Source organism: Paenibacillus sp. J31P190 (assembly GCF_059692075.1).
In genome coordinates, this window is record NZ_JCAUAS010000012.1 from 83,196 (window position 1) to 95,541 (window position 12,346).

Annotated in this window: 8 protein-coding genes; all 8 read left to right on the top strand. The window is 45.5% G+C overall.

Features of this window, described 5'->3' with window-relative positions; all coding sequences use genetic code 11:
* Positions 1-83: 83 nt before the first annotated feature.
* The 8 genes from serC (at position 84) to AC58U0_RS21065 (ending at position 12,293) form a co-directional block, all read left to right on the top strand.
* The gene (gene serC, locus AC58U0_RS21030) at positions 84-1,172 is read left to right on the top strand and encodes a 3-phosphoserine/phosphohydroxythreonine transaminase (protein WP_497380932.1); all 1,089 of its coding nucleotides are present in this window, start codon (positions 84-86) and stop codon (positions 1,170-1,172) included.
* A 591-nt stretch (positions 1,173-1,763) separates the two neighbouring features.
* Positions 1,764-2,123 (top strand): class Ib ribonucleoside-diphosphate reductase assembly flavoprotein NrdI, encoded by a 360-nt coding sequence (gene nrdI, locus AC58U0_RS21035; protein ID WP_047677314.1) that lies wholly within the window; start codon positions 1,764-1,766, stop codon positions 2,121-2,123.
* The gene (gene nrdE, locus AC58U0_RS21040) at positions 2,110-4,194 is read left to right on the top strand and encodes a class 1b ribonucleoside-diphosphate reductase subunit alpha (RefSeq protein ID WP_497380933.1); all 2,085 of its coding nucleotides are present in this window, start codon (positions 2,110-2,112) and stop codon (positions 4,192-4,194) included. The genes nrdI and nrdE overlap by 14 nt, the downstream gene beginning before the upstream one ends.
* Before the next feature lie 22 nt (positions 4,195-4,216).
* The gene (gene nrdF, locus AC58U0_RS21045; protein ID WP_497380934.1) at positions 4,217-5,203 is read left to right on the top strand and encodes a class 1b ribonucleoside-diphosphate reductase subunit beta; all 987 of its coding nucleotides are present in this window, start codon (positions 4,217-4,219) and stop codon (positions 5,201-5,203) included.
* A gap of 211 nt (positions 5,204-5,414) precedes the next feature.
* Positions 5,415-5,972 (top strand): glycerol-3-phosphate responsive antiterminator, encoded by a 558-nt coding sequence (locus AC58U0_RS21050; protein WP_057304860.1) that lies wholly within the window; start codon positions 5,415-5,417, stop codon positions 5,970-5,972.
* A 178-nt stretch (positions 5,973-6,150) separates the two neighbouring features.
* Positions 6,151-6,900 (top strand): MBL fold metallo-hydrolase, encoded by a 750-nt coding sequence (locus tag AC58U0_RS21055; RefSeq protein ID WP_497380935.1) that lies wholly within the window; start codon positions 6,151-6,153, stop codon positions 6,898-6,900.
* Positions 6,901-7,022: 122 nt separating this feature from the next.
* Positions 7,023-7,838, top strand: a complete 816-nt coding sequence (locus tag AC58U0_RS21060; RefSeq protein WP_497380936.1) for an HAD-IIA family hydrolase — start codon at positions 7,023-7,025, stop codon at positions 7,836-7,838.
* A gap of 42 nt (positions 7,839-7,880) precedes the next feature.
* On the top strand, positions 7,881-12,293 hold the full coding sequence (locus AC58U0_RS21065) for a lamin tail domain-containing protein (RefSeq protein ID WP_497380937.1): 4,413 nt from the start codon (positions 7,881-7,883) through the stop codon (positions 12,291-12,293).
* Positions 12,294-12,346: the final 53 nt, after the last annotated feature.

Here is a 12,346-nt window from a genome sequence, read left to right on the forward strand (position 1 = left end):
TTGCCAACGGAGGTTTTACTTGATGCATGAAGAGAATATTGCTATCATAGCGATAATACAAAAAAGCAAAGGTGTGGTCATTCATGGGAAATAGGGCTTATAACTTTAACGCAGGGCCTGCGGCATTACCTCTCGAGGTACTGCAGAAAGCACAAGAGGAGCTTGTCGAATTTAAAGGCATCGGCATGTCCATTATGGAAATATCTCACCGCAGCGCGGAGTTCGAGCAAGTACATAATGAAACTCAGCAATTGTTGAAACAAATTTTTAGCATCCCTGATGGGTACCAAGTGCAGTTTCTGCAAGGTGGTGCGAGTACACAATTCGCTATGATTCCGCTTAATTTTCTAAAGCCAGGTAAAGTTGGCAGCTATGTGCTTACAGGTGCATGGGCGGAGAAAGCTATTCAGGAAGCAAGCTTGTTCGGAGAAGTTGCCATCGCAGCAAGCTCGAAAGAACAGAAATTTATGAAAATTCCCGACTTGAGTGAAATCAATATTCATCCGGATTCCGCTTATCTGCATCTGACTTCGAATGAAACAATTGAAGGCGCTCAGTTCCAAAGTTTCCCGGATACAGGGAATGTGCCGTTAATTGGGGACATGTCCAGTGATATCTTGAGCCGTCCTGTTGATGTTTCGAAATTCGGCATGATTTATGCAGGAGCGCAAAAGAATCTAGGTCCTTCTGGTGTAACTGTGGTTATTGTAAAGGAAGATTTATTACAGGATCTGCCTAAAAAGATTCCAACTATGCTTCGCTACGAAATCCATAGCAAAAACAATTCCCTATACAATACACCACCGGTTTATTCCATTTATATGATGAACCTAGTATTGAAATGGATTCAGGAACAAGGTGGACTAGCTGTCATCCAGAAAAACAACCTTGAGAAATCAGGTTTAATTTATAGCGCAATTGACCAAAGCGGTGGTTTCTACCGTGGTCCTGTTGATGCGGGCAGTCGTTCCGCAATGAATATCACGTTCCGTTTGCAGGATGAAGAGTTGGAGAAGAAGTTCATCAAGGAAACCGAGCAGAACGGATTTGTTGGGTTGAAGGGTCATCGCAGTGTAGGCGGTTTGAGAGCATCTACGTATAATGCTGTTCCTTATGCATCCTGCAAAGCGCTTGCTGATTTCATGAGTGATTTCCAAAAACGTAACGGTTAAGAAATAAGATTAAGCTATTCGCGGCACCCTCGTGTGCGTGTGAATAGCTTTTTTTGTTTGAGGATAGGAATGTAGCATCATCGCTATGAACGACCTTAGACGGACTCTGGGGCGGTTTGGTGAGTCTGTATTTGGGACGGGATGGATCTATATCTAGTGAGCTCAAAGCCCTAATCTTGCTTTCGACAATTCCGAAAATTTCAAGTCGAAATTGAAAAAAAATTTTCAAAGCCTTCCGAGCCACGTCCTGTCTAGGTTTACGTATTTTGATAGTCAAAATGATCCTTTTTACTCGTTGACAAACACAATATATTGATATAAATTTGAATCTATCAACTAGATATCGTGAAAAAAGCGAAACACACAACTGCTAGAAATTGTGAAAAAATAGAATCAAATTCCGTTATAAACCCCGTGATTACTGCCTTTTTCCTTGGTTAAGAGATTCTGAAATTCGCATATTTTGTCGAAAGGACAATGACGGATTCCAGCTTGGATTGCACGGAATGATTCATTTGTTTACTACATATAGGGTTACTTACATAAGCGGTACTAGATAGAGAATAAGAGAGTGTTAGGAGACGGAAGCCCATGCTGATTGCTTACGATTCGAAGACGGGAAATGTTCGCCGATTTATTGCTAAGCTCAAAATGCCAGCGATTCAAATTGAGGAAGCGATGAAGATGGACGAGCCCTTCGTGCTCGTTACCTATACAACCGGTTTTGGTCAAGTGCCTCCTAAGGTAGCTTCTTTCCTAGAAAGCAATGCCTCTCGTCTTATCGGAGTAGCAGCGAGTGGTAACCGCAACTGGGGAGACGGATTTGCCAAAAGCGCAGATACGATCTCACAGCAGTACGATGTGCCTGTGTTAACCAAGTTTGAGTTATCCGGCACCAAAAATGACGTAGAACGATTTGTTCAGGGGGTACATGCAATTGCGGCACATTGAGCTGAATAATTTATTAATGCAACGCGGAGCGGATGGCTTTTTCCAACTAGAGAAGGATAAAGAAGCTGTTGAAGTTTTTATGAAGGAAGTCCACAGTAAAAGCCTCACTTTCCCCGATACTTCTTCTAAAGTTCGTTATATGATCGATCATAACTATTACGAGAACGTATATGAGAAATATACGCAAGATGAAGTTAACGATGTTTATCAAGTGGCCCACGATAATCAATTCGAGTTCGCCTCCTACATGGCAGCTTCGAAATTTTATACGGATTACGCTTTACGCAGTGATGACAAGTCCTTATATCTGGAACATTTCCCGGATCGCGTTGCTATTGTTGCTTTGTACTTGGGACGTGGGAACGTAGAAACAGCGCGTGTTCTTGCTGTCTCGATGATGGAACAACGCTTGCAACCAGCGACACCGACATTCCTTAATGCAGGTAAGAGCCGCCGAGGCGAAATGGTATCCTGCTTCCTATTGGAGATGGACGACTCGCTTAACTCTATTAACTACGTGCTTGCTACTTGCATGCAGCTTTCCAAAATTGGCGGCGGTGTAGCCGTTAACTTGTCCAAGCTTCGTGGACGCGGTGAAACGATTAAAGGTGTGGAAAACGCGGCAAAAGGTATTATGCCGGTACTTAAGCTTATGGAGGATGCGTTCTCCTATGCAGATCAAATGGGTCAGCGTAAGGGTTCAGGAGCTGCTTACTACAACATTTTCGGCTGGGACGTTATGGAGTTCCTAGATAGTAAGAAAATTAATGCGGATGAGAAATCGCGTCTGAAGACACTGTCCATCGGTCTCATTGTACCGAACAGGTTTTACAAGTTGGCTGAAGAGAACCAGCCGTTGCATGTATTTGCTCCTTACACGGTACTGCAAGCCTATGGTAAGCATTTGGATGATATCGATCTCGATGAAATGTACGACGAACTGCTGGCCAATCCGAAGGTGAAGAAAAAGATTGTCATGAGTGCGCGTGACATGCTAGTTAAAATTGCGACTACCCAACTGGAATCCGGTTATCCATATATGATGAACCGTACGAATGCTAACAGGGATCATGCCCTGAAAGGAATCGGTACGATTAAAATGTCTAATCTCTGTACAGAGATTTTCCAACTGCAAGAAACTTCGGAAATCAACGATTACGGCCAAGATGATCTTATTCTTAGAGATATCAGCTGTAACCTTGCTTCCATGAACATTGCAAATGTAATGGATCGTAAGAAACTGCGCGAAACCGTTCACGAGGGCATGATTGCTTTAACTTCTGTTAGTGATATGACGACGATCTGCAATGCGCCGGGGGTTGCCAAAGCGAACCGTGAGCTGCACTCCGTTGGTCTCGGTGTTATGAATCTTCATGGCTACTTGTCTAAGAACAAAATTAGCTATGAGAGTGATGAAGCCAAAGATTTCGTCCGCACGTTCTTCATGGCTATGAACTATTATTCCATTGAGAAAAGTATGGAAATTGCCAAATCTTCAGGACAAACCTTTGAAGGTTTTGAGCAATCTGAATATGCAAATGGTGCCTACTTCAGCCGGTATACGGAGACGGATTACCGTCCGCTTACGGATAAAGTGAAGTCCTTGTTTGAGGGAATGCCGATTCCATCACCAAGCGATTGGGCTAAGCTAAAAGAAGATGTAAAAACCAATGGTCTTTATCATGCTTACCGATTGGCCGTTGCTCCTACACAAAGTATTTCTTATATTCAAAATGCAACTTCGAGTGTCATGCCGATTGTTGAACCTATCGAGACTCGAACTTACGCGAACTCAACAACGTACTATCCGATGCCTTTCATGGCACGCGATAATTTCTTTTACTATAAATCTGCTTATCAAATGGATCAGTTTAAGATTCTTGATCTTATTGCTGAGATTCAAACACATGTGGATCAAGGGATTTCAACCATTTTACATGTAAATAGCGATGTTTCGACGAGACAACTTGCTAAACTATACCTCTATGCGGCACACAAAGGACTTAAATCGCTCTACTACACGCGAACAAATCAGCTATCCGTTGAGGAATGCGTCAGCTGCTCGGTGTAATTTGGAAGGGGATTGAATATAAATGAGTACGGCCACTACCCTAAATAATGCCAAGAAAGCTGTGAACTGGAATCGTCCCGATGATGATTTTACGATCACTTTCTGGAATCAAAATATTATGCAGTTCTGGACAGATGAGGAAATCCCATTATCTGATGATAAAATGTCATGGATCACGTTAAGCGGTGCAGAACGTGAGCTATACATGAAAGTACTCGGCGGCCTTACGCTGCTCGATACTATGCAAGGCGGCGTTGGCATGCCGAAGATTCTTGAGCATGTCGATGGACTCCAGCGCAAAGCTGTGCTGAGCTTCATGGGGATGATGGAACAGATACATGCGAAGTCCTACAGCAGTATTTTCACCACGTTGTCTACAACGGAGGAAATCAATGAGCTGTTCCTTTGGGTGGAACGCAATCCTTACTTGCAGTTCAAGGCAAACAAGATTTCCCATTTCTACGAAAACATTGGAACTCCTAAAGAGCTGTATTTGGCTATGGCAGCATCTGTCCTGCTGGAGAGCTACTTGTTCTATAGCGGCTTCTATTATCCGCTTTACTTGGCTGGACAGGGTAAAATGACGAGCAGCGGAGAAATCATCGATTTGATTTTACGCGATGAGAGTATTCATGGCCTGTATATCGGTGTGTTGGCACAAGAGGTTTATGCAGAGTTAAGTCCCGCTGAGCAAGATGAGGCGTATGTGACATTGTGTGCCTTGCTGAAGGAGCTTCATGCCAATGAGGAAAGCTATACAGAAAGTCTCTATGGGACTTTGGGCTTGGCAGAAGAAGTGAAAGCTTTCTTACGCTACAACGCCAATAAAGCATTCATGAACCTGGGCGTAGACCCCATTTTCGAAGAAGAGGATATTAATCCGATTGTTCTTAACGGTCTGAGCACGAAGACGAAGCAGCATGACTTTTTCTCGAAAAAAGGGAATGGTTATGTCCGCACGATTCACGTTGAAGCTTTGACGGATGATGATTTCCTTTTTGGGGATTGAACATTAACATGGTTAGCTACGGATTTAACGGAGTGATATTGTGTTGACAAAAGTCGATACCGATTTTATAATTCAAACTAAATCATATCCATTGAATACGGTCAGGTTCGAATATAGAGAGAAACCCTTTCCCGTGATCATATCCTTCAACTGGAGGGGTATGTTCATTGTGGTCAGGGTTTTTATTTATCTGTTTGAAAGGGGAGTTTATATGTATCCAATAATCGATCTTGTAGAGCATCAAACCATTGCCACCGTACAAAAAGAAGAAGAACTAGAGCTTGCTATAAAGAGTCAGGCCAATATTATTTTTCTGCTAATAGGCTCCATCTTCAATGTTCAGGAATTGGTGGATAAGATAAAGGGCGCTGGTAAGCAAGTCTTTATTCATGTAGAATTCATAGAAGGAATAGTGGCTGATCGGACCGGAATATCTTATTTAGCGAAAAATGTAAAGCCTACCGGTATTATTTCTACAAAAGGTAACCTCATTCGGATTGCGAAAGACATGAATTTGATGGCCATTCAACGTATTTTCCTAATTGATCACAGCGCCGTGCTAAGAGGGATCAAAGCGGCGGAGCAAAGCCAGCCGGATGCGATTGAGGTCATGCCTGGCATTATGCCCCACATTATCGAGGGGCTAACTTCGATGACTCCCTACCCCATTATTGCGGGGGGACTGGTTGACAATCAGAGGGAAATAGACGAGGCTTTGCACGCTGGGGCGTTGGCAGTCTCTACAGGGAAATCTGAGTTATGGCAATAGCGATCAAATGATTGCGCTTTCATGATTTTTGTTATATAGTAGCAATATTAGATTATTTTGTATCTTGGGTAGAGACTAATGAGAACCCCTGATTACACTGTAATTCACTTTCTAATGGGAAAGTGAATTCATGTGTAGTTGCGGGTTCTTTATCTTTTTAGGGGGGGAATTGCACAAAATGGAAATTACCTTACTAGGGACAGCCTGCGCTGTTGGCGGGATGGAAAGAGATAACACCTATTTCCTCATTCAAAACAGGGAAGATTGCACGATGGTAGACGTTGGGGGAAGTCCTTTGAGCAAGCTTGCTAAATTGGGAATTAGCGTCCATCAAGTGAAGGAGGTCATTTTCACCCATTTTCATATTGATCATGTGTACGGATTACCATCCCTACTATGGGGAATGTGGCTAGCAGGTCGAACGAAGCCTCTGATCATTTATTGTTCCTCTGAGAATGAGGTCCAACTAAAGAAATGGCTAGAGGTGATTGATATTCATCAATGGCCTGTGTTATTTGAAGTTCAGATCCATACGTATGCGTGGAGATCGGAATCACTGTTGATAAAAGAAGAGGAGTTAATGATATCGACCTTTCCAAGTCTGCATCTAGGTCCGACCGTTGGATTAAAAATCCAGTACAAAGACAAGGTTTTGGTTTATTCGGCAGACACGGAGCCCAATAGCTGGATCAAAGAACAAAAGCAGATTGACGTATTGATTCATGAAGCGACAACAGCCGAAAGTCCACTGGTTAACCATACGAGCTTACAGGAAATAATTAATTACTATCCATTGGAACGTATTGATCAGGTGGTAGCCGTTCATTTAACCGATGCTGAGCCTTATGATCGCGTCCTCGGGAGTCAGGTTATAGCTATTAAGGATAAAATAATCATTGGCTTTGATTTCATGAAAATTAATCTATGATGATGTGTAAGGGAAAGAGACAAGTAGAATCCCAAACCTATCAGACTGACTTTAGCCGGAAGGTGAAGTCTGTCTTAGGGTTTGGGATTTTTTTGAATTTATAGACATAGGAGTTGGAACAGATGAAAGATTTTGCAGGATATATATTTGATTTGGACGGCACTATTTATCTGGGGGGGCGCTTGATTGACGGCGCAGCTGAGGTGATCGAATACCTACAATCGAAACATAAAAAAATCTTGTTTTTAACGAATAAAACGATTGAATCCCGAGACAAATACGTCGCTAAACTGAACGGTTTGGGCATAAAAGTCGGGATTGACCAAATCTTGAGTCCGACGCTGGTTACCATTCGGTTTTTAAAAGAAACATACGAAGACTGTAAAATATACGTGATCGGGGAACATTTGATCAAAGAAGAATTCAAGCAGGCGGGGTTTACATTCGCAGAATCACCTGAAAAAACAGATGTAATCATCACCTCATGGGATCGTGAGTTTCACTACTCTCATCTCAATTTTGCCTATCAAGCGATTAAGAAAGGAGCTATGGTCCTTGCCACAAATCCGGATAGAACTTGTCCGACGGAGGGGGGCGATGTTCCGGATTGCGGGGGGATGATCGGAGCTATTGAAGGAGCAACAGGAAAGAAAATTGAACTTATTACCGGTAAACCGTCCATTTATATGGCCAAAGCGGCATTGGAAAGTTTGAAGCTAAATGCAGATCAATGTCTAATGACAGGCGATCGGCTTGAAACGGATATTTTGATGGGTAAACTAGCGGGTTTGCATACGGCTTTGGTTTTGACGGGAATTACACGAAAGGAAGATATTTCCAAATCGAACTATCAACCGGATTATATTCTTAATTCTGTATGTGACCTCTTGTTAGAGGAGGTTATCGAAGAGACTGCAAGTACATTAGAATTGGATTGAAATGAGACGGCGAGATCATAGGTTAATAAGAGGAGGAGAGCTATGAATCGTAAGTTCAAACAAATAGTCGTTCGCTCGGTTGCTCTGTTACTGTTCGCTGCTTCGGTCGTGACCGGGATCGGTATCCCTGGTGTATCGGCATCTGCTGCATCGACCGTATTTATTACGGAGTTGGTTCCGGACACGGTAAATGTAAATTCAAATGATGGTTACGAATACGTCGAGCTTTACAACGCTTCAGATGAACTGATTGACTTGACGGGTTACAAGCTTCAGGGGAAAATTGACGGTGTTTTTAAATGGGAAGGAACACTTGGTGGTAACGTGCGAATTCCCCCTCGTGAAACGGTACTGATTTGGACTCAAAATAGTGTGATCAGTGGAAACACACCACAATTGACACGTGACCAGTTCAGAAGCAATTATGGTATCGCTGAGTCCGAACTGCCGAATGACCGTATACAAGTTCTGCAAAACGTTTCTGGCTTGTACAACGGAAGCTCTTCTCAGAAAAATATAAGCATTTCCCTAGTCGACCTGCTCGGTTCGGAAATCGTTGTCGCCACATATTTCGTGAATTCTGATAACGACGATACATTCGAAAACAAAGGCATTTCATTTAAGCAGCCTTCCTCTGGGATTTCTATGGTGCATAACGGCGGAAATAAGACAGCAACGCCGGGACGTATCGCCTCCGATGAAGTGCCAGGAGTGGCGCCGAGTGACGTGATTGCAGCTGGGGGAGACGGCAGCTTAACGCTGTCGTGGACGCCGAGCAGCGATTCGAATGTGATCGGCTACCGGATTCATTCCCGAAACGGTCTTTCAATGGCGTCGGTTACTGATATGACATATACATATACCGGTCTGACTAATGGATCCGATTATACGTTTACGTTATCGTCCGTCTATGCTGACGGAGGCGTATCCCCAGCTTCGCTCCCGGTACGCGGAAAGGCGGGCATTCCGGTTATTCCTGCTGTTACGACTGGCTTACAAGCGCTTCCTCGTGATAAGGCGATTCGTTTGAGCTGGGACGCTTCTACCGAGGGGGATGTTGCTGGTTACCGAGTTTATAAGAACGGCGTGCAGCTGCCGGATTTGGTGACAGGCTCCTCCTATGTGGCAACAGGCTTAACGAATGGCCAAAGTGTCACGTTCGCTGTCTATACCGTTAATCAGTCAGGGTTAATGTCTGCGCAGCCCGCAGTGGTTGCACAAAAACCGCAGGCCGCCCCCTCGTTTATAGTTACAGAAATGGCGCCAAACACGAAAAATATCGACTACAAAACCGGTGGGACTGATGCGTTCGAGTTTATTGAGCTGTACAATTCTACTTCAACGCCCATTAACGTCAAAGGATTTACTTTAAAATACATGGCAGGCACAACCGTTTATGATTATCCCATCACGGAAAACAAAATGATTGCGTCGCAAGGGACATTCCTTATTTGGTTCAAAAACACCAACGTACAGCAGGTTGGACTGCCCGAATTCAATCTGGCTTACGGCAGCTCGATTGTGGAGGATCAGATGATCGTAGTCGTAAACGGCGGCATGTCGAATTCGGCGTCGCGCCGTGTACAATTTCTAGATCCCGACAATATCGTGCTTACTGATACGACCTACAAGGTTGAAGATATCGGCGAAAGCATCAGTGCCAACTTTATTCCGGATCGCGGTAATGGGGTTGTCTCGGCCGACAGATTTTCCATGCAGGCAAATCCGGGTTTTCTGTACCCGGTGCAAAAGGTAGCGGATCCGGCTGATATGGTGCGACCAGCTGCCCCTACTGACATACAGGTAGCGGCTGGTGTCGGCGGAGTGAAGGTGACCTGGAGCGATAAGATCGAGCCAGATGTTGCCTATGTGAACGTATATGTGAATGGCGTGGTGCTAAATAAGCTGCTCATGCCGGAGAATAAGGCGATTATGGAGGGACTGGAAAACGGGACGGCGGTTTCTCTGCAGGTGAGCACGATCGATACGGCTGGCAGAGAATCTGATTTGACGGCTCCGAAAGTTGCAACACCGACGGCTGATACAATGCCGGGGGTAATGATAACGGAAATTGTTCCCGACACATGGAACACAGAGCCGCTCGAATCGCGCGATGTCTACGATGCGTATGAGTTCATCGAGCTGTACAATCCGCATTTGCAGCCGTTCGATCTGAACGGCAAAACAGTGCGCTTCACCCAGCCAGATGACGCTGCGAAAAGCTGGTCCTGGACGTTCGACCAGCCGACTCCCATCGAGCCGAAAAAAAGCATTCAATTCTGGGTACGTCCGAATGGGCTTAACTATTTAAAGCCAGACGGATTTAACTTTTTCTATTACGGCTTCCAAGAAGCAAAATATGTTCCAGATTCGGCTTTCGTGTATGGTGACGGCGCAGGCGGATTATCCAACAACGGCGGTATCATCGATATCGTCGAGCCGGACGGTACTGTTCTCGTTTCGGCAACGTATACAGCCGGCCAATTTCTCGAGAAAAAAGGAATCACCTATGCTTATCCGATGTTCGGCGGCACTGACATGCGGACCGTCGGCGTTCAGCAAACCGGGACGCCTGGTGTAGTTAACTCTACGCAAATTCCTCGCGAGTCGACGCATGACCAAACTGCACCTGCAGCACCTGCAGGGTTTCAAGCGGAGCCAAACCGAGGTGAAGTGACTGTCAGCTGGCAGCCAAATGCGGAATCGGACTTGGCAGGGTATCAGTTGTACATGGCCGGACAGCTTGAGGTGATATTGCCAACATCGGTAACGTCGTACACGATACCGGCACTTCCGGGTCAGGTTGCGGTGACGTTCGAATTGAGCGCGATAGATAACTCCGGCAACGAATCCGCGCGCGTATCGGCTGCGGCTAAGCCAACCTACCCGCTGATGACTCAGGTAGAACGAGAGCCGAGCCCTGCGAATGCTCTTACTGAATCTCGGTACATGGCGGCATGGGATGTCGGGGGGAAAGGTCCGATCATGCCGGGTCTTGTACAAGGTCATGTTCCTCAGGGGATGTCATATTTTGCAGATAACCAGCATGAATGGATACTGATGGCTGCGTATCACTATACGGGGGATCCCAGCACTTTAGCAATCGTCGATGCAAGGACAGGAACTTTGGAGAAATATGTTAACCTGAAAAATCCTGACGGTTCCATTTACACCGGGCATGCGGGCGGTGTTGCGGTAAGCCGGGATAATATATGGCTATCATCCGGCAAGAGGATGTACCGGATGCCGATTCAGACGCTGATTGATACGCCGGACCAAGGCTTCGCACAATTTGCGGATTCGTTCGGCGTTGTGACGAATGCCTCATTTGCGTCGTATGAGGATGGGATGCTGTGGGTTGGAGAATACAGCAACCCGCCTTCTTATACGACAAGTCCGTCGCATCAGATGCAAAATCGAAACGGGGAGTCTCACTTGTCGTGGATCGTTGGTTATGAGCTCGATTTAAACGACAGACTTCCATCGGATACACCCAGCTTTCGAGAAGAGAGCATGGACAAATTTGTGCCTAAATATGTGATAAGTATCGGTGATAAAATCCAAGGCGTTGCCTTTAACAAGGGAGAAGTGCTGCTCACTTACAACCAGGGGCGGCCTTACAACTCGATTGTGCGCTATGCAATGCCGAACGTCTCTGACTTGTCTACGAAATATGCGGAAACGTCCATCGGAGGCGTTACCGTTCCGGTATGGTTGTTGGATAACATGAATAAAACGGGTTCGATCAATGTTCCAAGCGGTGCCGAGAATATGTTCATCCGCAAGGAGGATGGTGCCGACAACCTGTATGTGAACTTCGAATCGGGTGCGAACCATATGCGCTTCATGTCGTCATATTCGATGGATCGATTGCTTAAGCTGAATCTTGATCAGCTGCGCGTATATGACAATCGGACATTAGCAGGTATTCCTCTGGAAATGAAGATCGGCGCTCAAGCGCAGGCGATCGTACTCGCAGACCGAGGTAAACGCAATGCAGAGAACGTAACAGGCAGCTATATATGGACGAGCAGCGAGCCTTCAATTATCGAGGTCACAGCAGAAGGTCGCATTCGTGGCATAAAACCGGGCACAGGAACGATTACCGGTACGGCCGGCGAGAGTGTGCTCAAGGCTTCCGTTCGGGTAAGCTCTCCGGACTCGATTCACGCAGACTTTCCTTCGAGCGGACGGATGACCGAAGGTACGGAGTTCCAGCTTGAGGTCAAAGCTGTTTATGCGGACGGGTCCGAAAGTGATGTAACTTCACTGGCTGCTTATGCGCTCAAAGGTAGTTCTGGGGCTCTCGAGGTGAGCCGATTGGGGTTAGTCCGGGCCATTAAACCGGGTATGGAAATGATTTCGATCGTATTCGATGGAAAAACGTTTGAATTGAAAGTAATTGTTAGCCCAGAAGAGGCCGGGGGAAGGAAACACAGGACCTCTGTCAATTGAGCAGACGAACAAGTCGGAGCGTCAGTGTTTTATATTTTACATGGAGGAGAACC

Excerpts from the sequence above, each read along its gene's own strand:
- serC (WP_497380932.1), top strand. The coding sequence starts at position 84 with ATGGGAAATAGGGCTTATAACTTTAACGCAGGGCCTGCGGCATTACCT.
- nrdI (WP_047677314.1), top strand. The coding sequence starts at position 1,764 with ATGCTGATTGCTTACGATTCGAAGACGGGAAATGTTCGCCGATTTATT.
- nrdF (WP_497380934.1), top strand. The coding sequence starts at position 4,217 with ATGAGTACGGCCACTACCCTAAATAATGCCAAGAAAGCTGTGAACTGG.
- AC58U0_RS21050 (WP_057304860.1), top strand. The coding sequence starts at position 5,415 with ATGTATCCAATAATCGATCTTGTAGAGCATCAAACCATTGCCACCGTA.
- AC58U0_RS21055 (WP_497380935.1), top strand. The coding sequence starts at position 6,151 with ATGGAAATTACCTTACTAGGGACAGCCTGCGCTGTTGGCGGGATGGAA.
- AC58U0_RS21060 (WP_497380936.1), top strand. The coding sequence starts at position 7,023 with ATGAAAGATTTTGCAGGATATATATTTGATTTGGACGGCACTATTTAT.
- AC58U0_RS21065 (WP_497380937.1), top strand. The coding sequence starts at position 7,881 with ATGAATCGTAAGTTCAAACAAATAGTCGTTCGCTCGGTTGCTCTGTTA.